Consider the following 24,447-nt stretch of genomic DNA (forward strand, 5'->3'; position numbering starts at 1 on the left):
CCATGAGGTCGACAGCGGTACTCCTGGTGGCTGTGGCCGCCTGCGCCAGCGGCGGGTCCGCGCTCGCGGCGGCGCGAGGCGAATGCTTCGCTCTGGCCCAAGGCGTCGGCGCGGGCGAATTCCTGACTGCCGAAATGGCGCAAGCGATCCCATGCCGCGACGAAAGGCCGGACCTGCCCCTTGCTTTCGACCGCGACGCGGGCGCCCCGGTCGCCAATGAAGACCTGCCCGCCGGAACCTATCTCGGGCAGATAGCACTCAGGCCGGGCAGTATCGCCAGGGCTGGCGAGACACTGCAACTGGTGATCCGCCATGGGCCAGTGATCGTGGAGCGTGAAGTGCGCCCGATCCGTTCCCTGCGCGCGGGCGAGCGCGGCTTCGTGCGAGCGGCAGATGGCGAAGTGCTGACCGCGCGCTTCTTGGATGCAGGCAGCGCCGAATGATCCGCCCCGCCCTCCTCCTTTTTGCCACTCTCGCCGGTCTGGCCGCCCTGCCTGCACAGGCAGAACAGCTCTATCGCGGCACCGGCTGGCCAGCTGTGGCCAGCGATCGCAAGGCAATGGGCATCGGCGATGCGGTCACGATCCTGATCGTCGAGACCACCCGCGCCAGCAGCAGCTTGCAGAACAATTCCTCGCGCAAGTCGCAGACCGGCGGCTCCTTCCAGGCAGGCGGGATCGACGAAAACGCCTCGATCCAGTTCGGCGGCTCCTATGCCGGGCGCGGCGAAGTGGTACGCGCCGAACAATTCGTGGCGCAGATCTCCGCCAATGTCGTGGAACTGGCGCCCAATGGCGATTTCGTGATCGAAGGCCGCCAGCAAATGCTCATCAATGGCGAGGAGACGACCATCGCCGTGCGCGGCCGCATCCGCCCGCAGGACATCAGCGCGGATAATCTCGTCTCCTCCTCCCGCATCGCCGACGCGCAGATCGATTATGACGGCAAGGGCTTCGTCAGCCGCAGCGCGAAACCGGGCCTGCTCAACCGCATCTTCAGCTTTCTGGGGATCGGCTGATGGGCTGGCGTCTGGCATTCCGCATGGCCGTGCTGGCCACCTTGTGCACACTCTCGGTGCCCCTCAGAGCACAGGAAGTGCCGTTGAAGGGCCTTGGTCGGTTCGACGGCTGGCGGGACAATGCACTGATCGGATATGGCCTCGTCACCGGTCTGGCCGGGTCCGGCGACACCCGCCGCAATGAAGTGACGCGGCTGGCGCTACGCAACGTCCTCTCCCGCCTTGGTACCGCTGTCAGCGAGGAACAGATCAACAGCCGCAATGTCGCGGTGGTGATCGTCACGGCTACCTTGCCCGCCTCTGCCAATCCGGGCGACCGGATCGACGCTATCGTCTCTTCCATCGGCGATGCCCGCTCACTTGCCGGGGGGACCTTGCTGATGACCCCGCTGATGGGTCCGGACCAGCGCCCTTATGCGCTGGCACAGGGCGCGCTGACGGCGGGCGGCTATGATTTCGAGACGAACCTCAACCGCCAGCAGCGCAATTACCCCACTGCCGCCGTCCTGCCCGGCGGCGCAACAGTGGAAGCGCCGGTGGATACCCGCCTGCTGTCCGCGCAAAGCACTGTCTCCTTCCTGCTGGCACAGCCGGATTTCACCACCGCCCAACGCGTGAGCGAGGCCGTCAACGCCAGCTTCGGCCGCCCCATCGCCACGGTCCGCAATGCGGACGAAGTAGTGATCGCCTATGATCGCGGTCCGGCGGAACTGGCGGCTTTCCTCTCACGTATCGAGAATATCCCGGTCACCCCTGACCTGTCCCCGCGCATCGTCATCAACGAGCGTACCGGCACGGTCGTGGCCGGATCGGGCGTGCGGATTTCCGGCGTGGTGATCTCTCAGGGGGACATCAAGGTGACCATCGTCACCGAGAATTACGCATCGCAGCCCAGCTTCATTTCCGGCTTCGCCAATGACGTTTCCAGCCTGATCGTGACCAATACCAAGCTGGAAGTCGAACAGGGCGCAAACGACGCCGTGATGAGCTTTCCCAACACCACCGTGGGCTCGCTGGTGGAAGGGCTGGCGCGGGCGAAGGTCGATACCAGGCGCATGATCAGCATCCTGCAGGCGATCAAGGCCGCAGGCGCGCTGCATGCCGAAATCGTGGTTCAATAGGAGGAACGTGGGATGGACCAGCTTTCCGCCCTGCTTGTCGTCAAAGCGCTGGACGGGCTCGCCCTGCGCGCCTCGGCCATTTCGCAGAACGTCGCCAATGCCAATTCACCGAATTACACGCCTTTGCGCGTGAATTTCGAGGGTCAACTGCGCGATGCTGCCAAGGCGGGCCCAGAGGCCGTGCGCGATCTCCAGCCGCAATTCACGCAGGATATCAGCCGGGCCGGACAAGGCAGTATGCGGCTCGATCTGGAACTGGCGAGCGCTTCGGAAACTGCCCTGCGCTATGCCGCGCTGGTCGATGTTCTGAGCCGCCAGATGCAGCTTTCCCGCCTTGCCGTGACGGGAGGCCAGTGATGGACGCGATCGCGATCAGTCGCACCGGCCTCGACGTCGAATGGCGGCGGATGGAAATCATCGCCCTCAACCTCGCCAATATCAATTCCGGTGCCTCGGCGGACGGCACATCCTACCAGTCGCTAAGGCTGCGTTCCGGTCCGGCGGAAAGCTTCCGCACGGTGCTGGACGGCCAGCAAACGCCGGGTGGAGTGCGCGTCTATGGCGTGGAGCCGAGCGGCGCAGGCCTGCGCCGGGTCTATGAGCCCAGCCACCCGCAGGCCGACGCCAGCGGCTTTGTGACCTATCCCAATATCAGCCACGCTGAGGAAATGTCTCTGATGGTGAAGACAGCGCGCGCCTATGAGGCGAACCTCGTGGCGCTGGCGGCGGCGCAGCAGATCTATTCCAGCGCGCTCAAGATCGGACGGCAGGCATGAGCGTGCTCGATCCTGTGGCCGCGCTCGGCCTTTCGGATTCCGCCCCGCAGATTCTGCGGCTCGGCCTGCCTGCCCTGCCCTCCTCAACTGCGGCGGGTGTGAGCTTCCAGTCGGTACTTTCCGCCGGGCTCGACACGGTCAACCAGAAGGTCGCCCATGCGGATGACCTGGTACGGCAATTTGCGCTCGACGATTCCGTGCCGGTCCATCAGGTGACCATAGCGCTGGAAGAAGCCCGGCTGTCGGTGGAACTCGCCATGCAGGTCCGTACCCGCCTGGTCGAGACCTACCGCGAACTCATGAATATGCAGCTCTGACGCATGGAACGCAGGCAAATCCTTGTCTTCGGCGGTATTTTCACGGCCGTCCTGGCTGTTCTGGCACTCGTCTGGTTTGCTTTCCTGAGGCCTAGCTACGGCATGCTCTATGAAGACCTGCGCGAGGCGGATGCAGCCGAGATCGTCGGCGTGCTCGACAAGCAGGGGATCCGGCCCCCACCCCTTACGAAAGCCTCGCCTGGCGTGAATTGCAGGGCCGGGTGCGCGATCTGGTGGGCACTCTGCCGGAACGAGAGGCCTTCGTCATTCAGCAGCATTATCGCAACGGTGTGAGCTTCCAGCAGATTTCCATGCTGCTGGGCGTCAGCAAGGGGCGCATTTCGCAAATTCACAAGGCAGCACTGGACAGGCTCCGGGGGCTGGCCGCAAAGCTGCGTTAGGAGAACAGACAATGGAATTGTGCGGCGACGAGGACATGGCCGGGCTGGTCAGGCAGATGCAGGCCAGCGATACGGAAGATCTGGCGGCGGTGGACGCGATGCTGAAGCGCTTTCCGCAAGACCCGCGGCTGCACTTCATGCGCGGATCGATCCTGGCCGGGCGCAAGGAACCGCGCGAGGCCCATGCCGCGCTGGCCCGCGCGGTGGAACTGGCCCCCGATTTCGCCATTGCCCGCTATCAGCTGGGCTTCTTCGAACTGACTTCGGGCGAAGTGGATCAGGCGCTGTCCAGTTGGGGCCCGTTGCTGCGCCTGCCAGAAGACGCCTATCTGCGCAAATTCGTGGAAGGGCTGACCCATCTGGTGCGTGACGAATTCGAGCCCGCCCTTGCCCGCATGCGCGAAGGCATCGCGCTCAATCGCGAGAACGAGCCGCTCAACGGCGATATCCGCCTGCTGATGGCCGAGTGCGAGAAGGCGATGGCGGGCGGCAAAGCACAGGGGGCCGGCGGCGACGACGCCGATCTTTCGGCCACCTCTCTGCTGCTCGGCCAGTTCTCCGGCGGCCCGACCCGGCACTGACGGGCAGGCGCGATGACCCGCATCTCAAACGTCGATCAGGTGCTGATGCTGCTGCGCCAGCAATTGCAGCGCCTCGACAAATCCTCCCGCTCCCGCAAGGGCAGCGCGACTTCCACCACCGGCCCGCAGCGCCGCCCGCCTGCTGCCGGGCGCGTGGAGGCAGTGCTGCGTTCGGACGAGCTTTCGGATGAGGACCTAGCCCGCACGCTGGTAACGGCGCTGCTGGTCGATGAATTCGGCGAAGCGGCGGCGAACGATCCCGCCTTCCAGCGCATGGCAGGCGAAGTGCATCGCATAATCGCGAGCGACCCGCAGGCAAGCAGGCTGCTAGCAGACGCAATCAGGGGCGTGCGAGGGGCCGGAAATCCCGGCTAGACGAAACGGGAAGCGGCGATCTCTGTTTCAGCCAGAGCGGCCTCTGCTTGCCGCAGTTCCTTTTCCCGCTGGGCCTGCTCCCGGTCGATCACGATCTTGCGGGCCTTGTCGGCCATATCGCGCCATGCTGCTTCGGACCGCAAGGCACGCTCGCGCACATTGTCCAGTTGGGCCCGTTCGGCCTCTTTCGCGGCTTCTTCCGCACGCGCGATGTAGAATTCGTAGGTAAGTGCCACAGTCACCTCCACAAGTGGGAAATAAGACAGGGCGATCTCCCCGACGGCCGCAGGGCGACTGCCGGGGAGAACTGCTCGATCAGTCGGCGCTGCTCAGATTGATAGCCGCTTCCTTGCCGTTGCGGCCGGTTTCGACTTCATAATTCAGCCGCTGATCCTTGTTCAGCGTAGCCATGCCGGCTGCCTGGACAGCGGAAATGTGGACGAAGCTGTCCTTGCCGCCATCGTCGGGCTGAATGAATCCATAGCCCTTGTCTTCATTGAAAAATTTTACGGTTCCGATGGTCATGTGCGTTTCCTTTCAAGAAACGGTAGTTGCCGGCCGCGAGATTGCGGACCGGATCGTGCGTCAAGTCGTCAATTGAAAGGAAGTCGTCGTCGTGAAGATCAGGCCGATTTCTCGGCTTTGATCCGTAACCAGTTCGTCGAAACCCGTCGAAATTCAACGAGAGCAACATCACGCTGCCAGCTTTTGCCAGCAACGCAAATTCAAATTCGATCAGTAGCAGAAACCTGCGCCATGCTCCAGGCGCAGGCAGCGGCCGCTCCCAGCCTTTGCTGGAAGGTGCTGATCCGTCCTGCAATGCAGGATGCACGGGCAAGATGCGCAAGGCGATCGCCACGATCGGCGGCGGCATTCGCGCTCATCAAGGCCTGCTGGTGGGCGGCATATTCCCGGTTGAGGTCCATTTGCGATCTCCTTGTTTGCGCGGGAATGCTCCGGGCACGGCCGCAAATCGAAATTCGGTCAATCGACCATCGCCGCGACGAGGCGTCGCAATTCGATGGCTGAGAGCATTGCAGGAGCAGGCGAATGGCCCACATTACGTCCGAGGCTCATCGCGCCCTTGCGCGAAGAGAGTTTCTGGCGCGTGACAGCGCCGATAGAGACAATGTTCATTTTTTCCTTGCCGGGGGCCGTTTGCCACCGGTTCTTCAAAAGTGTCAGCGCCGGTTTCCGCGTTGGCGAGCACCTGTCGACCCCTGGCCCGGTGTTCGTTCGCGGAAGATGATCCGGCCCTTGGACAGATCATAAGGCGTCATTTCGACATGTACGCGGTCGCCAACGACCGAGCGGATCCGGTAACGGCGCATCTTTCCCGCCGTGTAGGCAATAATCCGATGCTCATTCTCAAGGGTCACGCCAAAGCGTCCATCGGGCAGGATCTCGTCGATCTCGCCGACCATCGTGATGAGCTCTTCCTTCGCCAATCCATTTCCTTGCGTACGAAAAACATCCGCACACGGGCGTATCCCGGCGCAGAGCCATGCAGCATGTAAAGGAAAGCGGAGCCGCCTCTGCGGCTATCAAATTCCGTCGCAAGCGACGTGAGGCAATTTTTATATAGAGTGATGTTGAAAAATTGCAAGGCGAACGAAAACTTCGCTCAAATCCTCGCCAATCCAGCGGCCTCGACTGGAGTTTCGACCGGCTCGCCGCGATCCTTGCGCTCGGAATAACGATCGACCAGCTGCCCTGCATGGGGCCGCAGCAGCACGGTGAAGCGGACCAGTTCCTCCATCACGTCCACGATGCGGTCGTAATAGCTCGATGGCTTCATTCGCCCGGCCTCGTCGAATTCCTCGTAGGCCTTGGCCACGCTCGACTGATTGGGGATCGTGACCATCCGCATCCAGCGGCCGAGGACCCGCAGGCTGTTCACGCTGTTGAAGCTCTGCGATCCCGCACAGACCTGCATCACCGCCAGCGTCCGCCCCTGCGTGGGTCGCAGGCCCTTATAGGCCAGCGGCAGATGGTCGATCTGGACTTTCATGACGCCGGTAATCTGGCCGTGCCGTTCCGGGCTGCACCAGACCTGCCCTTCGGACCATAGCGAATGCTCGCGCAATTCATGCACTGCCGGGTGATCGTCCCCCGGCACCTGATCGGGCAGAGGCAGGTCGACGGGATCGAATATCCGTGTTTCGCACCCGAAGAATTGCAGCAGGCGCGCGGCCTCTTCCACTGCCAGCCGGGAATAGGAGCGTTCCCGCAGCGATCCGTAGAGCAGCAAAATACGCGGCGGCGGATCGAGGCTGCCCAGCCCTGCTGCAGGCGAGCGGTGCAGATATTCGGGCTTCAGCGCCGGGAAACTCGACGGATCGGGCAAGTCGCGCAGACGGCTAGTCACTGGTGCATTCCTTCCGGCATCGTATCGGCAAACCAGCGGCGGCCGATCCAGAGCGCGACATTGACGAGGCCGATCAGCACCGGGACCTCCACCAGCGGACCGATCACGGCGGCGAAGGCCACTGGGGAGGCAAGGCCGAAGGCAGCGATGGAAACGGCTATGGCCAGTTCGAAATTATTCGACGCTGCCGTGAAAGACAGTGCCGCGGCGCGCGGATAATCCGCCCCGGCGAGTTTCGACAGCGCGAAGCCCAGCACGAACATGGTGACGAAGAAGATCACCAGCGGCACGCCCACCTTCACTGCATCCATCGGCAGGGCCAGGATTTCCCCGCCCTTCAGGCTGAACATGGCGACGATGGTGAACAGTAGCGCGATCAGCGTGACGGGGCTGATCGCGGGCAGAAAGTGGTGATCGTACCAATCGCGCCCCTTGCGGGCGATCAGCGTGCGCCGCGCCAGATAGCCAGCCGCGAAGGGCACGCCGAGATAGGTCAGCACTGCCTTGGCGATAGTGGCGAATTCCACGTTCACCACATGCGCGTCCAGCCCGAAGACCGGCGGCAGAACGGTAAGCAGCAGCCACGCGTAGGGGGTGTAGAAGAATATCTGGAACAGCGAATTGAACGCCACGAGCCCGGTGACATATTGCGGATCGCCGCCCGCCAGCTGGTTCCATACCAGCACCATGGCGATACAAGGGGCGATTCCGATTAGGATCAGGCCGGTCATATATTCGGGCGAATTGCCGAGGAACGTGACCGCCAGCGTGAACATCAGCGCCGGGCCGACGATCCAAGCCAGCACGAAAGACAGCCCCAATATCCTTGTGTCGCGAAACACCAGGCCCAGTTCTTCATATTTCACCTTGGCCAGCGGCGGGAACATCATCAGGATCAGGCCAATGGCGATGGGAATATTGGTACTGCCCCAGGAAAGGTCCTCGATCGCGCGGGGCAAGCCTTCAAACGTCGATCCCAGCGCCACGCCCAGCGCCATGGCGAGAAATATCCAGAGCGTCAGATAACGGTCGAGAAACGACAAGCGCCCGCGCGCGGCTGGAGTGCTCACTCGTGGCTTCCCGCGAGCGAACTGGCGCCTTCGGAGCGGCCGATCTCCTTCAGCTTCTGGCGCATCGCCATTTCGTCAATCGCGGCGTGAGGCAGCGCGAGGAACAGATCGATCCTCCGGGTGAGATAACGCAGCGCCTGCATGAAGGCCTCGCGCTGGCCCTCGCCCTCCACCGCAGCCGGATCCTCGATGCCCCAATGGGCCGAGATCGGTTTACCGGGCCATACCGGGCAACTCTCTCCCGCCGCATTGTCGCACACGGTGATGATGAAATCGAACTGCGGCGCATCCGGCCCGGCGAACTCGCTCCAGCTCTTGGAGCGCATGCCTGACGTCTCGTAACCAAGTCCCTGCAGCACCGAGAGCGCCATGGGATGCACTTCGCCCTTGGGCTGACTGCCGGCGGAATAGGCGTGAAAGCGGCCCTCGCCCAGCTTGTTCATCAGCGCTTCGCCCAGGATCGAACGGGCACTGTTGCCGGTGCACAGGAACAGGACGTTGTAGGTCTTGTCGGTCATGATTTCAGCCTCAGGCTTTGCAGGCGATCTGGCCGATGAGGCCGGAACAGATTTCGGGTTCGCCCTGGCAACAATCCTGCATCAGGAAGGACAGCAGCTTCTGCATCCCCGCAAGATCGGCGCGGTAACGGATGGTGCGGCTCTGCCGCTCGGCCGTGACCAGCCCTGCCCGCGCGAGAAGGGCAAGATGGGTGGAAAGCGTATTGGCCGGAACGTCCAAAGCCTGCGCAATCTCGCCTGCCGGCAGGCCCTCGGGCTCATGCCGCACGAGCAGGCGGAAGGCCTCCAGCCTTGTCTGCTGGGAAAGCGCCGAAAGGGCATCGAGAGCGGCAAACAAATCCATATTTCGAGAAATATCGAATCATTTGCCGGATGCAAGCCTCGTCTCTGCATGGAGCGAAAGAAATTGAGCGTGGCCCATCAAGAATGCGCGCGGGCGACAAGGCAGGTTCGCCCCATATCAAAACGGAGCAAACCCTGCCGATGGACCTGCCTTTCGACGTCGAATTGCTCACCCCCCACATGGGCGCCATCATCACCGGCGTGGACATCACTGCCCCGGTGAGCGAGGAACTGGCGGAGGCTTTGCGGCAGGCGCTGGCCGATTATCTGGTGATCTTCTTCCGCGATCAGCCGCTGAGCCACGAGGCGCATCGCGATTTCGCGCGGATTTTCGGACCGCTGCATATCGGCAAGGCTGCGGCGGCATGGGCGATGAAGGATTATCCCGAAATTGTGGCCATCCATGCCGATGCGGATTCCAAATATGTCGCGGGGGAAGCCTGGCACAGCGACATGAGCTGCGATCCGGAGCCGCCGCTCGGCTCCGCCCTCTATCTCCACACCGTGCCGCCCACCGGCGGGGACACGGCCTTTTCCAATATGTTCGCCGCCTATGATGCGCTGTCAGACAAGATGAAGGCCTATCTCGAAGGGCTGACCGCCACGCACGATGCCCGCCGCAATTTCGGCGACATTGCCCCGCCCGGATCGGAACTGCCCAAATCGTCCCACCCGGTGGTGCGCACCCATCCCGTTTCGGGCCGCAAGGCGATCTTCGTGAATGACGACTTCACCACCAAGATCGACAACCTCCCCCGCGAGGAAGGCGATGCGATCCTGGCCTATCTCTACCAGCATGTGCAGCAGCCGCAGTTCCAGTGCCGCTTCCGCTGGAAGCCGCATTCGGTGGCCCTGTGGGACAATCGCTCCGTCCAGCATTCCGCCATCTGGGATTACTTCCCGCAAACCCGATCCGGCTACCGGGTGCAGATCGCAGGGGACAAGCCGTTCTGATGACCGACACCGCCGCCGCCACGCCCGCCCCGGTCGATACAATCATCCGCAACTGCATGGTGGTGACGATGAATGCCGAAAGGCAAATCATCACCGATGCCGCCATTGCCATTACCGGGGACCGGATCAGCCATGTCGGCAAGACCTCCGACATCCTCCCCCTCGTCACGCCCAGGGAAGTGGTGGACGGCAGCCGCTTCGTCATGACGCCGGGCTTCGTCAACGGCCATATCCACATCACGGGCGAGCCGATCACGCGCGGCTTCGTGCCGGACGATACCGGCTGGCACGAGAATGTCTGGCAATGGCTCGTCCCCCTCTATCAGGCGCAGGAGCCGGAGGAGGAGGCGACCTCCGCCACGCTCGCCGCGCTGGAGATGATGCGCACCGGCACGACCTCCTTCCTCGAAGGCGGCACGGTGCGCCATATCGGCCCGGTGGCCGAGGCCCTGCACGCCAGCGGCATTCGCGGCCGCATCGGCAAATGGACGGAAGACCGCGCCTTCGACCCGTCCGAAAGCCAGAGTGCCAAGACCGACGCCGCCATCCGCGCCATGGAAGAAGCCGTCGCCACCCTGACCGGCAGCGATGGCCGGATCGACGTATGGCCCCTGCTGGTCGGCCACGTCACCGCGACCGACGAGATGTGGCAGGCCGCCGTCGCGCTGGCCAAATCCAAGGGCGGGCGCGTGGCTGCGCATATGAGCCCGGTCGAGGCCGATCCCGAATGGTATCTGGCCAATGTGGGCCGCCGCCCGATCATCCGCCTGGCCGAAATCGGCGCGCTCGGCCCCGAAGTCTGCCTCACGCATGCCGTCCATCTGGACGATGCGGAAGTGGCCGCCCTCGCCAGCTTCGGCGCCAATGTCGCCCATTGCCCCATGTCCGGGCTGAAAGGCGCCTATGGTCTTACCCCAGCGGGCAAGTTCCCCGAATTGCAGGCCGCGGGCGTGAACCTGATCCTGGGCACGGACGGCAACAATAATTCAAACAGTTCCGACCTGATGCGCGCCTCCTACCTCGTTGCGGCCCTGTTCAAGGACGCACGGCGCGATACCGCCGCCTTCCCCGCGCATGAGGCGCTGACCATGCTGACCCTCAACGGCGCAAAGGCGCTTAACATGGCGGACAGCATCGGATCGATCGAAGTGGGCAAAAAGGCCGACCTCGTCCTCCACGACACGCAGCGGCCCGAATGGCAGCCCCTGTTCAACGTGGTGAACCAGCTGATCTGGTCAGCCGACGGCAGGGGCGTCCACTCCGTATGGATCGACGGCAAGCGCGTGATCGACAATCACCGCTCCACCACTATCGACGAGGAAAAGCTCTACGCCGAAGCCACACGCGCCGGCAAAGCCGTGATCGCCCGCACCGGCCTGCCGGACAAGCAGGTCTGGCCGGTGATCTGAGCGGGCCAAAGATCCCAAGGTCGGTAATTCTGGGCCTCTGATCCAGGGGTGAAGTGTCACCCGAAAGTGACGCAAAACACCCCCCGAAACTTTTCGCACGATCCTCCCGTAAGGCCCGGTTTCGAGAGGTTTTTCGGCCTTGCCTGTTGGATTGGGTGTGACCTTTCGTTTTGCAGTTTCGTGCAGCCTGCGCGCGGCCCGGAAATCCGGGCTGTGGTGGGCGCGAGAGGCGTAGGGCGAGGCGGAGGCGTGGCTGTCCATCGCGCAGGATAAACGCGATTTTGGGGCGTGTAGGAAAGTGGTTTGTGGCGATATGTCAAATATCGCGTTTCCGAAGACAACTCCCGCCAACAATGCTGTCATTTCCTGCGTCGGATTGGCTCGTCGGAAGCCGCCCTTAATTCAGGCGCTCGTCGTGCGACTGAGAGGCGGCTTCAGTGGTGCGCTGATTAGACGCTGACATGACACCTACACTTGGCTATCACTTCTTCTGCAAACGGAAGGGTATTATGCTGGAAGAAATTGCGCACGATAAGCTGTCTAGAGTGGCCGCAGCCAATCAGCCAATGTTCGCGACAGAGCCGGACTACGATGCGCTTCAGCGAAAAAAGGCAGAAATCCTTGAGGATTGGAAAGAATTAAGCGCAACTGACAAAAGCGCCTACCGAGACCTCGGAGAATTTGAAAAGCGGAAGGGCCTACCTGATTTGAAAGATCCGGAGCTCATACCAGCTAAGAACACCTCCCTTGTACTGCGGGAAGTAAAGAGGCGCGTTGAGAGAGAAGATCCGTTAAGTCTCTTGGCTATCGAGCCCTTGGACTTTGAGGACGCAAGCTTAGAGCTTGCAGAAAGTTTGGAAAACGTAAACGAGTTACGAGAACTGTATAAGCTTCGAAAAGTTTCGGTCGGCAATAGTAGCAATGCCGGAATAACCGCAGAAGAAGCCTCTCGCTTAAAGAACTGCTTCAGCCAAGGACGAGAGCTTTTCATAGCCGGACGCAATGGCTCACTAATGGTGAAGCCACTAAATTTCTTTTACGCCCTCACCGCGTATACATACGGTATCATTATTCTAAATAATCCCCTTCGTTATCGGAAGGACATGCTGCCTGGCTCACATGGCATGTCTTATCTTCCAACTACAATTCAAGCACAATTTGGCGGCGACTCTGCCCGAGGAACTTTTAGCGACTTGGTTGGATCATTCCCGACACACTTGGTGAAAGTTCCCGGAATTTCATTCAATATCGATTGCTCCAAATCCGTCATGGAGTTTTATAATACCAAATTTGATGTTAGCCTTGGCACACTTTTAAGCCTGATACCAGAAATGTCAGACTATTTTAAACTCACAACAGGTAAGCAAAGTCGATGTTTTCCATTGGAGATCGTCAACGCCAATGACATCCGCAGTGTTACTTGGGAGTTTCAAATCGGTAATGGAGAGGTTCGACCAAATGCGGCATTGGTCGAACAGGCCTTTGACGGATTTGAAGTGGGAGAAAAACACGGAAAGACGATCGTTACCGTACCGGCAGCAAGAGCCGAACGAATAAATGCCATGATATACACTGACCTCAGGGGAAATCTTTGGTTTATTGAAAACCCCTTCTATCCAATAATACTTCCAGAAGTTGCCGTTCACTTTTTGATAACTAGCATGTTTTCAAACATTATGCGCTATCGCCCCGACGAATGGGGAAGCGTTTTACTTAATGAAGTTTCATCAAATATATCCCTATTAACTAGGCATTACTTTTCATCTTTTCAAAGAAAATTTCTACCCTTGATATTGAGGTCAACATCGCGCTACTTACCTTATGCAACTTGACGTTACTGGGCCAATAATTCTCCCGTCGCCATTCCAGCCACCCTTTTTCCGGCCATCCGCTTCAAAGCACGAAAAGTGAGTCTTCTAATGGCTAGAAGGGATCCGAAGCCGACGCGCTGCACTCTGTACGGAACGTCCGTCATTCCAATCTACGCTATTGACAGGAGCCGTTCCGAGTTGCCCCTAATTACAAACGACGTCACCAAACAAATCCTGCGGTCGCGCTCAGTCAATCTGGCTTATCTGTAGCACCAACAGCTCCGCGCCCCCACATAGCGCCATCCACGCAATCGCGTCCGGCCATCCACGCCTAACGGTTGCTTGAGCCCATTTCCATGATCCGCTGGGCGCCGCTCGGGATTGCCGTCGGCGCCACTCAGCAGGATCTGGACGAAGGCGGCGGAGAAGCAGTGGCAGCCTCCACTGACTAGGACGATGGGAGTTTCAGGCGTAAACACTACCTGAGATGTCTTTACCTCCCGAATATCTTGCTGCCCTTGCCCCATTGGCCGATGCCTTTTCTGCTTATGAGAAGGCTACCGGAAGAGTGGCCGTGCTGGTCGGCGGGGCGGCCGCTGCGATCCACACGGACGGTGCCTTCATGTCGGCAGATTTCGACGTGGTCGCAAGCAACGATGCCGCCTTCGTTCAAGCCATGGCCGCAGCGGGCTTCGTGGATGATGACAAGGCCCTGCACGGGCAAGGCGGGTGGTATCATCCGGCTCATCCTCAATTCGCCGTCGAGCAAGTTTCAGGTGGCTATTTCGATGGGCGCGCCGACAAGGCGCGGTGCCTTAAGCTCGTGGTTCGCGAAAATGCGGCAATTGTTCTGCCCGCTATCGAAGACATGATCGCTGACAGGCTGGGCCAGCATGAAGTTGCCGGGGGAGACCCGTCAATGCTGGAGCAGGCGCGCGCGCTTTATGTCCTCGCCGAGGGTTTAGACATTGCTTATCTCTATCGCCGTATAGTCGAGGAATCTGGTAATCCTGCGCATTTGGGACTATCTGGCACTTCATGAAGACGCTTGAACTCAACGGCTATCTTGCAGGCGTGAAGGCACGCAAGGCAAAGCTGGCACCTGATGGCATGGTGCCGGGAGTTGAGTCCTGCCGTAATAGCGGGGCGCGGCGCACTGCCGGGAAGCGGGCCGCGCTCAAGCGGGCCGACGCCCGGGCAAAGGCCGCGGGCCTTAAGCCCATCGCCTCAAACTACTGATTGAGCGGGTTTCGGCTGCGTTAACGCGGCTGACGCACAAGCCCTCCCCTCACCGCGCCATCCGCGCAATCGCGTCCGCAATCGTCCGGCCATCTGCGCCTAGGGGCTGCTTGAGCGCCATTTCCATGATCCGCTGGGCGCGCTCGGGATTGCCGTCGGCGGCGCTCAGCAGGATCTGGACGAAGGCGGCGGAGAAGCAGTGGCGGTCCAGCCGGAGGGCGACTTCGGCGCGGCGGGTGGCCTCTTCGCGCTGGCCCGTCAGCAGTTCCGCGACGGCGAGCGAGCCCTGGGCTTCGGCGAAAGTGCCGTCCAGCGCCACGGCCTGTTCGAAGCGGGTGCGGGCTGTGGGCAGGTCTCCCGCGATCAGGTAAGCCCATCCTGCCGCGATCCAGCTGCCGAGGTGATCGCCGAAAATCTCCGCGCCCTTGTCCAGCCGCCCTCCCGCTGTGGCCGCATTGCCTTGCAGCAGATCGGCCAGCCCCAGCCCCACCCAGGCGCGGGGGGAATTGGGGCTGAGCGCGAGGGCCTGTTCGAACATCGCCCGCGCCTCTTCCGGCTGCTGATCGCCCAGAGTGAGCGTGCCGAGCGTGGTGAGCGCATCGGGATGGGCGCCGCCCTTTTCCGCCATGGCGCGGGCCAGCACCTCGTCCTCCACATCCAGCGCGAGGACGGAGACGGCGGCGGCGAAGGGCGGATAATCGCCATGCTGCGCGAGGTGCGCGCGGGCGCGGTGCTCTGCCTTTTCGAAGAGGCCACTCGCGTGGAGCAGATGGACTTCGAGCTGGGCGGCCTGCGGCAGCGCCTCGGTCAAATCCTCGCTCAGCAGGGCCAGCGCCCCTTCATTGTCCCCCGCCAGCGCCTTGGCCCAGGCGAGGTTGAAGGCGAGGCCGTGATTGCCGGGATTGCGTTCCAGCAGGCCCGCGAAAGTCTCCGCCGCCAGTTCCGGCTCGCCACTGCGCATGGCGGCGATGGCCCATAGATTGCTGTCGGCATCGGTAAGCTCGCCAACATCGCGCAGGCGGGCGAACAGTTCTTTCGCCTTGGCCAGATCGCCCAGTTCCATCGCGGCGGCGGCGCAATCGCGCAGCAGGTTGGGATTATCGGGATCGTGCCCGAGGTAAGAGAGCAGAAGCTCCAGCCGGTTTTGTGTTTCTGCCTGCATCACGCCTCTACCTCGAGTACCTTCCGACCTATCCGGTCCATCGTGATTGCGTCAGGCAGCCTGCTGGGGAGGCGCAGCGCGAAGCTGGGGCTGGTCGCCCCAGCGAGCGATGCAACGCTGCCAGCGGGCTGCCTGACGCAACCGCTTCGCGGCGGGCCGAATTGGGCCCATTGCCGCGTCGAGAAGTCTTGAAAGATCGACATATTCCTGCGCCTTCTCTCCTTGCACTGAGCCCAATTCGGCTCCGTCACGATGAACCGGATAGGTCGGAAGGTACTCTGACCACATCGAATGAATGGAGCGCAATGCGCATCGGCACTTCGTCCACCGAGAGGACGGAAAGTTGCGGGATGGAACGCTGGGTCAGCCTCACCAGCAGCCGCCGGATCGGCCCGGCGCAGAGCAGCACCGGCGCCTTGCCCTGCCGCATCATCCCTTCCGCCAGTGGAGCAAGGCCGCGTAGCAATTGTTCGGCAAGGCGCGGCTCCATGCCCAGCGCCGCCGCCTCTGCCGTGCCAGCGCCCGCGATGATGCGGTTTTCCAGCCTTGGATCGAGGCTGAGGACGGAAAGATGCGCGTTCTGGCCTTTCAGCCCGTTGCAGATGGCGGTGCTGAGCGCCTGGCGGACCTTCTCCGTCAGTTCCAGCGGATCGCGCTCGCTGCGGCCGACATCCACCAGAGTTTCCACGATCAGGTCCAGATTGGCGATGGACACCCGCTCGCGCAGCAGGTTCTGCAGGATGCGCTGCACATCGGACAGGGTCATGATGTTGGGCACCAGTTCCTCCACCAGCCCCGGCTGGCGTTCCCGCAGGGCGTCGAGCAATTCGCCGGTGACGGCGCGGGTCAGCAGGCTGGGCGCCTCCATCCGCACGATCTCCACGAAATGGGTGATCATCACCGTTTCCGGGTCAATCACGCTGTAGCCTGCCTGCCCTGCCTCGTTCGCCATGGCGGGTTCGATCCAGGTCGCGGCGATGCCATAGGCCGGATCGCGCCCGGCCAGCCCGGCAAGGCGCGGGGCATTGTCGCTCTGGGCGATGGCCAGCATCCGGTCCGGGTGAAGCTGGCCACTGCCATAAGTGGTGCCGTGGATGTTCACGCGGTAATCCAGCCCGCCCAGATCGTCGCTCTCCACGAAGCGCACCGCCGGGAAGGCGAGGCCGAAGGCGCGTTCATGCGCGATGCGGCTGGTGGAGATACGCTCCAGCAGCAGGGCCTTGCGATGCGCCCATGCCTCCGCCAGCCGGGCACCGAAGGCGATTTCCAGCGGCGGCTGGGCCGTGGTGCCTGCGGGGGCCTGTTCCTCCTCGCTATCCTTGCCGATATCCTCCGCCTCTTCCCGGCGCAGCCTGCGGATGCGCAGCCAGGCGAACAGGGTGATGCCCAGCAGGATGGCGATGGGCCATTTGGGCATGCCGGGCAGCAGCATCAACAGGCCCATCACCGCCATCACGATCAGCGGAATGCGCGGTTCGGAGGCGAGCTGGCGGAAAATTTCCGTGCTCAGTTCCTTGTCCGCCGCCGAGCGGGTGACGATGATGCCGGTGGCGATGGAGATGATCAGCGCGGGCAGCTGCGTGGCAATCCCGTCACCGATGGTGAGCAGAGTGAACCGCTCCAAGGCCTCGCCCCAGCCCATGCCCATTTGCGCCACGCCCACGATCAGCCCGGCCACGATGTCGATCAGCAGGATGATGATCCCGGCAATCGCATCGCCCTTCACGAATTTGGAAGCGCCATCCATCGCGCCGTAGAAGCTGGCTTCCTTCTCCAGCTCCTCGCGCCGCTCAATCGCCTGCTTCTGGTCGATCAGGCCGAGATTGAGATCGGCATCGATGCTCATCTGCTGGCCGGGCATGGAATCCAGCGTGAAGCGCGCCGCCACTTCCGAAACGCGCTGCGCGCCGGAAGTGACGACCACATATTGCACCACGATCAGGATGAAGAAGACCACCAGCCCGATCACGAAATTGCCCTGCACGGCGTAATGGCCGATGGCGTCGATCACATCGCCCGCATCGGCGCCGGTGAGGATCAGGCGCGTGGCCGCGACGTTGAGCGACAGGCGGTAAAGCGTGGCGACCAGCAACAGCGAGGGGAAAGTGGAAAATTCCACCGGCTTCCTGACATAGAAGGTCAGCAGCATGATCGTCAGCCCGAAGCCGAAATTGATGATGATCGCCAGATCCAGCAGCGCCGGGGGAATAGGCGAGAAGAGGATCAGCAGGATCATCACCGTGCCGATCACCAGCACCAGATCCTTGTTCCTGCCCAGAAGCTTACCCATTATTTTCGGTCTCCTGCCGCTGGGCGGCATCTCGTCTCAATCTGGCGTAGTGGCGGGCAACGCCGTGGAAGTGGCTTGCGCCGATGGGCTGCCCGGCCTCGCATTCGCGGAACAGGGCGCGGGCCAGCGCCGGGTCGGCAATCACTGGCAGGCCCAGCAACCGGGCCTTGCGCTTCAACAATTGCGCGAAGTGATTGCGCCCCTTGGCCCGCACCACGGGCGCCGCCATCTCGCCCGGGCGATATTGCAGGGCGACCGCGAAATGTTCGGGATTGACGACGAGGAAGTCCGACCCTTCGAGCTTGCCCAGCCCTTCGGACTGCTTGCGCATTTCCTCATGCAACTGGCGGCGCTTCTGCTTGAGGCGCGGCTCCCCTTCCCGCTCCTTCGCTTCGCGCGTGATCTCCCGCCGGCTCATGCGCATCTGCTTGCGGAATTCGCCCCGGGCGATGATCTGGTCCAGCACCATGAAGGCGAAGGCCGCACCGAGGAACGCCAGCAGCAGGCGCGTGGCGGCACCGGACATGGCCCGGCCGAGCATGCCGGCATCGGCCATGCTGTCGGCATAGGTCCGCACCGCCCAGTCCAGCAGCAGCCAGGTGATTGCCGTATAGCCCGCCAGCTTGACGATGTTCTTGGCGGTTTCCTTGAGCATCCGCATGGAAAACAGGCGCTTGAGGCCCTTGGCCGGGTTGAGACGGCTGAAATCGGGCTTCAGCGGGGCAGTGGTGAACATGAAGCCGCGCAATTGCAGCAGTTCCAGCAGCACCAGCAGCGCCATGGCGACCAGCCCCAGAACGATAAGCGGCTGAAAGGCGGGCCAATAGAGCGCGCCGATAGTGGCCAGCACATCGGCCGGATCGCGCGTGCGGTCTATTCCCGAGGTGAAGCTGAGCCGCATGAGGTCCGCAATGCGAGCGGCGAAACCCTCGCCCGCGAACAGCACCACGGCGACGAGCGCGGCAAGGCTGCCCATGAAGCCGAGGTCCATCCCCCGCGCGACCTGCCCCTTCTCGCGCGCCTTGCGCAGCTTGAACGGGGTCGCTTCCTCGCTGCGGTTCTGTTCCTGCCCTTCCGCCATGCTCAGCCCCCCGCCCCCAGCAGGCCCGGCGCGCTTTCCATGGCCAGCCGCAACAGGCGCAGCGCCAGCCCGGTGGACAGCGCCAGCGCGACCGGAAGAGTGGCCAGCATGGCGATGGACTTCACCTGAAAGCCCAGCAGCAGCATGTTCATCTGCGGCAGGGTGCGCGACATGAAGGCGATGGCGAGATCGAGCAGGAACAGCACCAGCATCACCAGCGCGAACAGGCCGAGGGCGATGGAGAAGCTGGCGCCCAGCAGCACGCCCACGGCCGCCATATCGCCGCTGCGTAGCGCATGGCCCACCGGCAGCGCCTCCAGCGAGGCGGACCACAGGGCGAGCAGGTCGTACGGTCCGCCAGAGGTGAAGAAGATCAGCGCCGCGGCATAGGAAAAGACCGTCCCCGCCAGCGGCATCTGCGCCTGCGTGGTCGGGTCCGCCACGGTGGCAAGGCCGAAGCCCGCCTGAATATCCGCCGCGCCGCCCGCCCACTGAATTGCGGCAAAGGCGATCTGGAGGGACAGCGAAATCGCCATGCCGACCAGCAATTCGCCCGTGGCCAGCGACAGCAGCGATTGCCCCTGCCGCAAGGCGCCCAGCGCCGCATCGGAATTGCCTGCCACCAGCGCCATGCCGAGCGACAGTGCCAGCAACAGCCGGATCGGCACCGGCAGACGCAACAGAGTGAAAGGCGGCGCGAAGGCCAGCGTCGGCACGATGCGCAGGCTGACGAGCAGCACTGCCTCAAGAGTAAGGGCCAGATCCTCCACCCCGCCCGCCTAGTGACCGAGGCTCGGGATGATCATGTAAAGCGAGCGCGCGAAATCGGTCAGCCGCGCGAGCATCCAGGGGCCAAGCGCGACGAGCGTGAAGCCCGCCGCCAGCGTCTTGGGCACGTAGCTGAGAGTGATTTCCTGGATCTGGGTCGCGACCTGGAAGATCGAGATCAGCAGCCCGACAACCAGGGTAACGAGCAGCACAGGACCGGCAACCACCAGCCCCGTCCACAAAGCCTCATACAGGAAACCCAGCGCCCGATCCGCGCCCATGCCAAATCCCCCTTCTCGCGCGAATGCCTATGAAGGGGCGGCAGTGGTGCTCAAGCAGGGATAGGACGCCTTTCGTTCTATCTACCTCCAATTTGGAGGTGCTGCACCGCCACGGGACCGGGGCCAATCATCACGATCGTGAAAATTCCACTGGCTTGCGGTTGTCAAATGAGCGGCGCGGGATAATGAGATCGCATAAATTCGTGGGGGAGAAGTCATGTCGAAATTTTCGGATGAGTCGCGGGCGCCGAGCAATCCGGGCCGGCGCGAATTTCTTGGCGCAGCGGCTCTGGGCACAGGCGCGGCGCTGGCCGGTATCGGCGCGGGCGCAGCGACGGCTCAGGCTGCCGCGCCTGCGGGTCCGGCACCGCAGGTCGACTTCCCCAGCGATCCCCGCGCCTTTGCCGGCGGCCCTGCCGGCACCAATATCCGCGCCGAGATCGACCTTTACGATTGCGAAGTGGAAGGTGCCCTGCCTGCGGGCATCAACGGCACCTTCTTCCGCGTCGGGCCCGACCCCCAATATCCCAAGCCGAAAGAGCATGAAGGCGACATCATGTTCGACGGCGAAGGCCATGTCTCGATGTTCCGCATCAAGGACGGCCATGTCGATTACCGCACGCGCTATGCCAAGACGCAGCGCTGGAAGGCGCAGCACGAGGCGCGCCGTTCGCTGTTCGGCATGTATCGCAATCCGCTGACCGACGATCCCAGCGTCAAGGGCCTCAGCCGCGGCACGGCCAACACCCAGCTTTTCGTGCACCACAAGAAGCTGCTGGTGTTCAAGGAAGACAGCCCGCCGGTCTATATGGACCCGAACACGCTGGAAACGCTGGACGATTACTACACTTTTGGCGGCAAGCTGGACAGCCAGACCCACACCGCCCACCCGAAGATCGATTCCGAGACGGGCGAATATATCGGCTTCGGCTACGAAGCGAACGGCCTGTGTTCCAAGGACATCTGCGTGTTTTCCGCGGACCGGAACGGCGCCATCAACTGGCAGGTGAAAGTGCAGGCGCCCTATGCGGGCATGATGCACGACTTCGCGGTGACGCAGAAGCACGTGATCCTCTACCTCACCAACATGATCTCCGACATGGACCGGATCAAGGCAGGCGGCGTCCACTTCTCTTACGACAGCAAGACGCCCTGCTATCTGGGCATCATGCGCCGTGGCGGCGACGGGAAGGACCTGAAGTGGTTCACCGGGCCCAACCTGTTCTGCACCCATGTGATGGGCGCGTGGAGCGATGGCGACAAGGTGACGGTGGACATGGATGGCGGCGAAGGGAACCAGTTCCCCTTCTTCCCCAGCCTGCACGAGCCGTTCGATCCCGTGAAGGGCACCGGCTACGTCCGCCGCTTCACGGTGGACCTCTCCAGCAAGACGAATGACCGCTATCAGGCCGAAACGCTGTTCCCGCAGGTTTCGGGCGTGCTTTCGCGCCAGGATGACCGCTATCACACTGTGCCCTATCGCTATGGCTATCTGAACAGCATGGGCCCGGGCGGCGGCGCCTGGGCCGTGTTCGACCATCACACCGGCAAGGTGGAGATGGCGCGGGTGCAGGATTATTCGCTGTCCGAAATGACTTTCGTGCCGCGTAGGCAAGACGCGCCGGAAGGCGACGGCTACCTGATCGGCATGGGCAGCAGCCAGAAAGAAGCCGGACGCAGCGACTTGATCCTGTTCGATACGAAGGACATAGGCGCCGGGCCCGTTGCCCGCGTGAAGATGCCGTTCAAATGCGTCGGCCAGGTTCACGGCTTCTGGGCGGATTCGAGCGACCTACCAACCCCTGCATGAGTGCGATGAATATGAAGACGATCTGGCGCGGCGCGGCCGCTGCCCTGCTGATGCTGGCCGGTGGCGCGGCCATCGCGGGCGCAGACCATGGTTCCACACCCGCATGGGTGGACGAGGCACGCATGGCCGCGCCCGAAGACAGCCAGTGGCTGAGCGGCGGGCGCACTTATGACGAGCAGCATTTCAGCCCGCTCACCCAGATCAACGATGGCAATGTCGGCCAGCTTGGCCTTGCCTGGTATGCGGACATCGACACGGAACGCGGGATGGAAGCCAGCCCGCTGATGATCGACGGCGTGCTCTACAACGTCCAGCCGTGGAACATCGTCACAGCCTATGACGCGAAGACCGGCCGCCAGCTGTGGCGTTTCGATCCGCAGGTGCCGCTGCGCTTCGGCCGCCTGGCCTGCTGCGACATCGTCTCGCGTGGGATCGCTGCCTGGAAGGGCAAGATTTACGTCGCCACGCTGGACGGGAGGCTGATCGCGCTCGATGCGAAGACGGGCAAGCAGGTCTGGTCCACGCTGACGGTCGACAATTCCAAGAACTACACCATCACCGGCGCCCCGCGTGTCTATGAAGGCAAGGTGGTGATCGGCAATGGCGGCGCCGAAAAGGGCGTGCGCGGCTATGTCAGCGCCTATGATGCCGAAAGCGGCGAGATGGCGTGGCGCTTCTACACCGTGCCGGGCGATCCCACGCTGGGCTTCGAGGACGAGGCCATGGAGCGCGCGGCCGAAACCTGGACGGGCGAATGGTGGAAAGCCGGTGGCGGCGGCACCGTTTGGGATGCTCTCGCCTTCGATCCGGAAACCCATCTGGTCTATATCGGCACCGGCAACGGATCGCCCTGGGTACGCAAGTGGCGCAGCCCCGGCGGCGGCGACAATCTGTATCTCTCCAGCATCGTGGCGCTGGACATGCGCACCGGCAAATATGTCTGGCACTATCAGACCACGCCAGGCGAGGAATGGGACTATACTTCCACCCAGCAGATGATCCTGGCCGACCTCCCGCTGAACGGGAAGACGCGCAAGGTGATCATGCAGGCGCCGAAGAACGGCTTCTTCTACATCCTCGACCGGGTGACGGGCGAATTGCTCAGCGCCGAGAAATTCGTGCCGATCAACTGGGCCACTCACGTTGACATGAAGACCGGCCGCCCGGTGGAAAATCCGGCTGCGCGCTATGGCGAAAAGCCGGTGCTGGTCTCGCCCGGCGCGGGCGGCGGCCACAATTGGAACCCGATGGCCTACAGCCCGCTGACCGGGCTGGTCTACCTGCCGGTGACCGAGACCTACATGGGCTATGCCGCGGCTTCCAGCTTCGATCCCGCCAACCCCGGCACGGGCGCGAGCTACACGGGCTATGAGGAAGAGCGTAAGGCGATCACCGAATATGCCGACAAGCATTCCAAGGCCTGGCTTTCCGCATGGGACCCGAAGACCCAGAAGGAAGTCTGGCGCGTGCCCTCCCCGCTCAAGGGCAGCGGCGGCGTGCTGGCGACGGGGGGCAACCTCGTCTTCGAAGGCACCATCGGCGCCACTTTTGCGGCCTATAATGCCAAGACGGGCGAGAAGCTTTGGGAATTGCCGGTGCAGAACGTGCCCATCGCGGCGCCGATCAGCTATTCGGTTGATGGCGAGCAATATATCGCGGTGAATGTCGGCTGGGGCGGCGGGCTCGCCCATGTGGAACGCTCCGCCTATGCGGCGCTGTTCCTGTCCAAGCCGCGCCTGCTGGTGTTCAAGCTGGGCGGCAAGGCCACTCTGCCTGCCCTGCCCGAACAGTCGCGCGAAGTGCCCGAACTGCTGGCCCCGCCCAAGGTGACCGGCAGCGCGGACATGGTGGCAAATGGCGAGCAGCTCTATGGCGCCAATTGCGCCCTGTGCCACGGCGTCGCCGCGCGCGGCGGGGTGAAGGACCTGCGGCACATGTCGCCGGAAACCCACAAGGACTTCCTCGACATCGTGATCCGCGGCAAGCGCGAGGCGAACGGCATGGCCAGCTTCGCCGACCTGCTTTCCGCCGACGAGGCCGAGGCCATCCACCAATATGTGATTTCGAGAGCCAATGCCGACTGGGAAGGCAACTGAGATGAGAGGGGAACGCATTATGGGCATCCGGCCCGCAAAGACGATCTGCCGGGCCGCGCTTGCCGCCGCCCTGCTGCTGGGCGCCACTGCCCCCGCCGCCGTGAGCGCGGAAGGCATCTACGCGCGCGATTATGCCGAGGACCGGGCCGAGATCGAGGATCTGATGGCCCGCTATCTCTTCGCCATCGATTATTTCGACTGGGACGCCTATGTCGCCACCTTCGCCGAGGACGGCGAACTGGAATTCGCCAGCGGCACTTCCAAGGGGCGCGATGCGATCCGCAAGGCCGTATCCAGCTTCAGCGAGAATATCGGCAAATATTACCACACCGAAGACGGCAAGCCCGCCAAGCTGCGCCACGTGATCCTGCAATCTTCTATCCGCGTGGAAGGCGATCGCGCATGGGCTCGCTCGCTCTGGGTCGAAATGGCCAATGACGGGCCGGGCGACACCATGAAGATGGGCACTTACGGCATCTATGAGGATGAAATGAAGCGCGTGGACGGCCACTGGCTGTTCGCCAAGCGCCGGGTGCTCAACGAATTCATCCCCAACCGCCACTCGGGCCCGAAGAACCCGGTGCGCGAGATGGACGAGGCGGCGGACGCCTTCCTCGCCGGGAAGTGAAGCACTAACCCTACAGTCGAGAAAAGGCTGC

General features: G+C 62.6%; 30 protein-coding genes and 1 pseudogene. 17 read left to right on the forward strand and 14 right to left on the reverse strand.

Annotated features, from left to right (window positions below; genetic code table 11):
- Positions 1 to 2 precede the first annotated feature (2 nt).
- The 9 genes and pseudogenes from WFP36_RS05160 to WFP36_RS05200 all read left to right on the forward strand — a co-directional run bounded on the left by WFP36_RS05160 (position 3) and on the right by WFP36_RS05200 (position 4,589).
- Positions 3 to 443, forward strand: a complete 441-nt coding sequence (locus tag WFP36_RS05160) for a hypothetical protein (RefSeq protein WP_336978447.1) — start codon at positions 3 to 5, stop codon at positions 441 to 443.
- Positions 440 to 1,018: a flagellar basal body L-ring protein FlgH gene (locus WFP36_RS05165; RefSeq protein WP_336978448.1), complete on the forward strand. Its 579-nt coding sequence runs from the start codon at positions 440 to 442 to the stop codon at positions 1,016 to 1,018. The genes WFP36_RS05160 and WFP36_RS05165 overlap by 4 nt, the downstream gene beginning before the upstream one ends.
- Entirely contained in the window at positions 1,018 to 2,139 is a 1,122-nt protein-coding gene (flgI, locus tag WFP36_RS05170; RefSeq protein WP_336978450.1) for a flagellar basal body P-ring protein FlgI, read from the forward strand. Before WFP36_RS05165 ends, flgI begins: the two co-directional genes overlap by 1 nt.
- A gap of 12 nt (positions 2,140 to 2,151) precedes the next feature.
- Positions 2,152 to 2,496, forward strand: coding sequence for a flagellar basal body rod protein FlgB (locus tag WFP36_RS05175; RefSeq protein WP_336978452.1), 345 nt, complete (start codon positions 2,152 to 2,154; stop codon positions 2,494 to 2,496).
- Positions 2,496 to 2,915 (forward strand): flagellar basal body rod protein FlgC, encoded by a 420-nt coding sequence (gene flgC, locus WFP36_RS05180; protein WP_336978454.1) that lies wholly within the window; start codon positions 2,496 to 2,498, stop codon positions 2,913 to 2,915. The genes WFP36_RS05175 and flgC overlap by 1 nt, the downstream gene beginning before the upstream one ends.
- Positions 2,912 to 3,232 carry a flagellar hook-basal body complex protein FliE gene (gene fliE / locus WFP36_RS05185; protein WP_336978456.1) on the forward strand — a complete coding sequence of 107 codons (321 nt, stop codon included), beginning with the start codon at positions 2,912 to 2,914 and terminating at the stop codon, positions 3,230 to 3,232. Before flgC ends, fliE begins: the two co-directional genes overlap by 4 nt.
- Positions 3,233 to 3,399: 167 nt before the next feature.
- Positions 3,400 to 3,633, forward strand: a pseudogene (locus tag WFP36_RS05190) (sigma-70 family RNA polymerase sigma factor); the annotation flags it as partial.
- Between the two features lie 11 nt (positions 3,634 to 3,644).
- Positions 3,645 to 4,214 carry a tetratricopeptide repeat protein gene (locus WFP36_RS05195; RefSeq protein ID WP_336978458.1) on the forward strand — a complete coding sequence of 190 codons (570 nt, stop codon included), beginning with the start codon at positions 3,645 to 3,647 and terminating at the stop codon, positions 4,212 to 4,214.
- 12 nt (positions 4,215 to 4,226) lie between these two features.
- Positions 4,227 to 4,589 (forward strand): hypothetical protein, encoded by a 363-nt coding sequence (locus WFP36_RS05200; protein WP_336978460.1) that lies wholly within the window; start codon positions 4,227 to 4,229, stop codon positions 4,587 to 4,589.
- Here WFP36_RS05200 and WFP36_RS05205 read toward each other — a convergent pair.
- The 9 genes from WFP36_RS05205 to WFP36_RS05245 all read right to left on the reverse strand — a co-directional run bounded on the left by WFP36_RS05205 (position 4,586) and on the right by WFP36_RS05245 (position 8,888).
- Positions 4,586 to 4,825: a hypothetical protein gene (locus tag WFP36_RS05205; protein ID WP_336978462.1), complete on the reverse strand. Its 240-nt coding sequence runs from the start codon at positions 4,823 to 4,825 to the stop codon at positions 4,586 to 4,588. The two genes, WFP36_RS05200 and WFP36_RS05205, sit on opposite strands and share 4 nt — an antisense overlap.
- A 79-nt stretch (positions 4,826 to 4,904) precedes the next feature.
- Complete coding sequence (locus WFP36_RS05210; RefSeq protein WP_336978464.1) at positions 4,905 to 5,114, reverse strand: cold-shock protein; 210 nt, start codon at positions 5,112 to 5,114, stop codon at positions 4,905 to 4,907.
- Complete coding sequence (locus WFP36_RS05215) at positions 5,083 to 5,463, reverse strand: hypothetical protein (protein WP_336978466.1); 381 nt, start codon at positions 5,461 to 5,463, stop codon at positions 5,083 to 5,085. Before WFP36_RS05215 ends, WFP36_RS05210 begins: the two co-directional genes overlap by 32 nt.
- 110 nt (positions 5,464 to 5,573) lie before the next feature.
- On the reverse strand, positions 5,574 to 5,726 hold the full coding sequence (locus WFP36_RS05220; RefSeq protein WP_336978468.1) for a hypothetical protein: 153 nt from the start codon (positions 5,724 to 5,726) through the stop codon (positions 5,574 to 5,576).
- A gap of 44 nt (positions 5,727 to 5,770) precedes the next feature.
- Positions 5,771 to 6,037 (reverse strand): translation initiation factor IF-1, encoded by a 267-nt coding sequence (gene infA / locus WFP36_RS05225; RefSeq protein WP_336978470.1) that lies wholly within the window; start codon positions 6,035 to 6,037, stop codon positions 5,771 to 5,773.
- 176 nt (positions 6,038 to 6,213) lie between these two features.
- Positions 6,214 to 6,957: an arsenical resistance protein ArsH gene (gene arsH / locus WFP36_RS05230; protein ID WP_419716611.1), complete on the reverse strand. Its 744-nt coding sequence runs from the start codon at positions 6,955 to 6,957 to the stop codon at positions 6,214 to 6,216.
- A complete protein-coding gene (gene arsB / locus WFP36_RS05235) occupies positions 6,954 to 8,027 on the reverse strand; it encodes an ACR3 family arsenite efflux transporter (protein ID WP_336978472.1) in 1,074 nt (357 codons plus the stop codon). The genes arsH and arsB overlap by 4 nt, the downstream gene beginning before the upstream one ends.
- Positions 8,024 to 8,545, reverse strand: a complete 522-nt coding sequence (locus tag WFP36_RS05240) for an arsenate reductase ArsC (protein WP_336978474.1) — start codon at positions 8,543 to 8,545, stop codon at positions 8,024 to 8,026. Before WFP36_RS05240 ends, arsB begins: the two co-directional genes overlap by 4 nt.
- A 10-nt stretch (positions 8,546 to 8,555) precedes the next feature.
- Positions 8,556 to 8,888 (reverse strand): ArsR/SmtB family transcription factor, encoded by a 333-nt coding sequence (locus WFP36_RS05245; protein ID WP_336978476.1) that lies wholly within the window; start codon positions 8,886 to 8,888, stop codon positions 8,556 to 8,558.
- A gap of 140 nt (positions 8,889 to 9,028) precedes the next feature.
- Here WFP36_RS05245 and WFP36_RS05250 point away from each other — a divergent pair, with 140 nt between their 5' ends.
- The 5 genes from WFP36_RS05250 to WFP36_RS05270 all read left to right on the forward strand — a co-directional run bounded on the left by WFP36_RS05250 (position 9,029) and on the right by WFP36_RS05270 (position 14,300).
- Positions 9,029 to 9,841, forward strand: coding sequence for a TauD/TfdA dioxygenase family protein (locus WFP36_RS05250; protein WP_336978478.1), 813 nt, complete (start codon positions 9,029 to 9,031; stop codon positions 9,839 to 9,841).
- On the forward strand, positions 9,841 to 11,250 hold the full coding sequence (locus tag WFP36_RS05255; protein WP_336978480.1) for an amidohydrolase family protein: 1,410 nt from the start codon (positions 9,841 to 9,843) through the stop codon (positions 11,248 to 11,250). Before WFP36_RS05250 ends, WFP36_RS05255 begins: the two co-directional genes overlap by 1 nt.
- Before the next feature lie 509 nt (positions 11,251 to 11,759).
- Complete coding sequence (locus tag WFP36_RS05260; RefSeq protein ID WP_336978482.1) at positions 11,760 to 13,082, forward strand: YaaC family protein; 1,323 nt, start codon at positions 11,760 to 11,762, stop codon at positions 13,080 to 13,082.
- Between the two features lie 505 nt (positions 13,083 to 13,587).
- Positions 13,588 to 14,103 (forward strand): hypothetical protein, encoded by a 516-nt coding sequence (locus WFP36_RS05265; RefSeq protein ID WP_336978484.1) that lies wholly within the window; start codon positions 13,588 to 13,590, stop codon positions 14,101 to 14,103.
- The gene (locus WFP36_RS05270) at positions 14,100 to 14,300 is read left to right on the forward strand and encodes a hypothetical protein (RefSeq protein WP_336978486.1); all 201 of its coding nucleotides are present in this window, start codon (positions 14,100 to 14,102) and stop codon (positions 14,298 to 14,300) included. The genes WFP36_RS05265 and WFP36_RS05270 overlap by 4 nt, the downstream gene beginning before the upstream one ends.
- A 49-nt stretch (positions 14,301 to 14,349) precedes the next feature.
- Here WFP36_RS05270 and WFP36_RS05275 read toward each other — a convergent pair whose 3' ends face one another.
- From WFP36_RS05275 to fliQ, 5 genes are all read right to left on the reverse strand, one after another.
- Complete coding sequence (locus WFP36_RS05275; protein WP_336978488.1) at positions 14,350 to 15,462, reverse strand: tetratricopeptide repeat protein; 1,113 nt, start codon at positions 15,460 to 15,462, stop codon at positions 14,350 to 14,352.
- A gap of 247 nt (positions 15,463 to 15,709) precedes the next feature.
- A complete protein-coding gene (locus WFP36_RS05280; protein WP_336978490.1) occupies positions 15,710 to 17,752 on the reverse strand; it encodes a flagellar biosynthesis protein FlhA in 2,043 nt (680 codons plus the stop codon).
- Positions 17,745 to 18,833, reverse strand: a complete 1,089-nt coding sequence (locus tag WFP36_RS05285; protein ID WP_336978492.1) for an EscU/YscU/HrcU family type III secretion system export apparatus switch protein — start codon at positions 18,831 to 18,833, stop codon at positions 17,745 to 17,747. The genes WFP36_RS05280 and WFP36_RS05285 overlap by 8 nt, the downstream gene beginning before the upstream one ends.
- 2 nt (positions 18,834 to 18,835) lie before the next feature.
- Positions 18,836 to 19,603, reverse strand: a complete 768-nt coding sequence (locus WFP36_RS05290; RefSeq protein ID WP_336978494.1) for a flagellar biosynthetic protein FliR — start codon at positions 19,601 to 19,603, stop codon at positions 18,836 to 18,838.
- Between the two features lie 9 nt (positions 19,604 to 19,612).
- Complete coding sequence (fliQ, locus tag WFP36_RS05295) at positions 19,613 to 19,882, reverse strand: flagellar biosynthesis protein FliQ (RefSeq protein ID WP_336978496.1); 270 nt, start codon at positions 19,880 to 19,882, stop codon at positions 19,613 to 19,615.
- Positions 19,883 to 20,099: 217 nt separating this feature from the next.
- Here fliQ and WFP36_RS05300 point away from each other — a divergent pair, with 217 nt between their 5' ends.
- From WFP36_RS05300 to WFP36_RS05310, 3 genes are read left to right on the forward strand one after another with little or no spacing between them, the layout of a single operon-like run.
- Complete coding sequence (locus WFP36_RS05300) at positions 20,100 to 21,692, forward strand: carotenoid oxygenase family protein (RefSeq protein WP_336978498.1); 1,593 nt, start codon at positions 20,100 to 20,102, stop codon at positions 21,690 to 21,692.
- A complete protein-coding gene (locus WFP36_RS05305) occupies positions 21,689 to 23,788 on the forward strand; it encodes a PQQ-dependent dehydrogenase, methanol/ethanol family (RefSeq protein WP_336978500.1) in 2,100 nt (699 codons plus the stop codon). Before WFP36_RS05300 ends, WFP36_RS05305 begins: the two co-directional genes overlap by 4 nt.
- A gap of 19 nt (positions 23,789 to 23,807) precedes the next feature.
- Entirely contained in the window at positions 23,808 to 24,416 is a 609-nt protein-coding gene (locus WFP36_RS05310) for a nuclear transport factor 2 family protein (RefSeq protein WP_336978502.1), read from the forward strand.
- Positions 24,417 to 24,447 lie beyond the last annotated feature (31 nt).

The organism is Fulverythrobacter fulvus (assembly GCF_037154085.1).
Taxonomy (GTDB): Bacteria; Pseudomonadota; Alphaproteobacteria; order Sphingomonadales; family Sphingomonadaceae; genus Andeanibacterium; species Andeanibacterium fulvum.

Coding starts and splice junctions, on each gene's coding strand:
- WFP36_RS05275 (WP_336978488.1), bottom strand. CDS start 15,462: ATGCAGGCAGAAACACAAAACCGGCTGGAGCTTCTGCTCTCTTACCTC.
- WFP36_RS05310 (WP_336978502.1), top strand. CDS start 23,808: ATGGGCATCCGGCCCGCAAAGACGATCTGCCGGGCCGCGCTTGCCGCC.
- WFP36_RS05175 (WP_336978452.1), top strand. CDS start 2,152: ATGGACCAGCTTTCCGCCCTGCTTGTCGTCAAAGCGCTGGACGGGCTC.
- WFP36_RS05260 (WP_336978482.1), top strand. CDS start 11,760: ATGCTGGAAGAAATTGCGCACGATAAGCTGTCTAGAGTGGCCGCAGCC.
- WFP36_RS05300 (WP_336978498.1), top strand. CDS start 20,100: ATGTCGAAATTTTCGGATGAGTCGCGGGCGCCGAGCAATCCGGGCCGG.
- WFP36_RS05255 (WP_336978480.1), top strand. CDS start 9,841: ATGACCGACACCGCCGCCGCCACGCCCGCCCCGGTCGATACAATCATC.
- WFP36_RS05195 (WP_336978458.1), top strand. CDS start 3,645: ATGGAATTGTGCGGCGACGAGGACATGGCCGGGCTGGTCAGGCAGATG.
- WFP36_RS05165 (WP_336978448.1), top strand. CDS start 440: ATGATCCGCCCCGCCCTCCTCCTTTTTGCCACTCTCGCCGGTCTGGCC.
- WFP36_RS05240 (WP_336978474.1), bottom strand. CDS start 8,545: ATGACCGACAAGACCTACAACGTCCTGTTCCTGTGCACCGGCAACAGT.
- WFP36_RS05245 (WP_336978476.1), bottom strand. CDS start 8,888: ATGGATTTGTTTGCCGCTCTCGATGCCCTTTCGGCGCTTTCCCAGCAG.
- flgI (WP_336978450.1), top strand. CDS start 1,018: ATGGGCTGGCGTCTGGCATTCCGCATGGCCGTGCTGGCCACCTTGTGC.
- WFP36_RS05200 (WP_336978460.1), top strand. CDS start 4,227: ATGACCCGCATCTCAAACGTCGATCAGGTGCTGATGCTGCTGCGCCAG.
- WFP36_RS05270 (WP_336978486.1), top strand. CDS start 14,100: ATGAAGACGCTTGAACTCAACGGCTATCTTGCAGGCGTGAAGGCACGC.
- WFP36_RS05160 (WP_336978447.1), top strand. CDS start 3: ATGAGGTCGACAGCGGTACTCCTGGTGGCTGTGGCCGCCTGCGCCAGC.
- WFP36_RS05210 (WP_336978464.1), bottom strand. CDS start 5,114: ATGACCATCGGAACCGTAAAATTTTTCAATGAAGACAAGGGCTATGGA.
- flgC (WP_336978454.1), top strand. CDS start 2,496: ATGGACGCGATCGCGATCAGTCGCACCGGCCTCGACGTCGAATGGCGG.
- WFP36_RS05305 (WP_336978500.1), top strand. CDS start 21,689: ATGAGTGCGATGAATATGAAGACGATCTGGCGCGGCGCGGCCGCTGCC.
- fliE (WP_336978456.1), top strand. CDS start 2,912: ATGAGCGTGCTCGATCCTGTGGCCGCGCTCGGCCTTTCGGATTCCGCC.
- WFP36_RS05220 (WP_336978468.1), bottom strand. CDS start 5,726: ATGAACATTGTCTCTATCGGCGCTGTCACGCGCCAGAAACTCTCTTCG.
- WFP36_RS05285 (WP_336978492.1), bottom strand. CDS start 18,833: ATGGCGGAAGGGCAGGAACAGAACCGCAGCGAGGAAGCGACCCCGTTC.
- WFP36_RS05280 (WP_336978490.1), bottom strand. CDS start 17,752: ATGGGTAAGCTTCTGGGCAGGAACAAGGATCTGGTGCTGGTGATCGGC.
- WFP36_RS05250 (WP_336978478.1), top strand. CDS start 9,029: ATGGACCTGCCTTTCGACGTCGAATTGCTCACCCCCCACATGGGCGCC.
- WFP36_RS05215 (WP_336978466.1), bottom strand. CDS start 5,463: ATGCCGCCGCCGATCGTGGCGATCGCCTTGCGCATCTTGCCCGTGCAT.
- fliQ (WP_336978496.1), bottom strand. CDS start 19,882: ATGGGCGCGGATCGGGCGCTGGGTTTCCTGTATGAGGCTTTGTGGACG.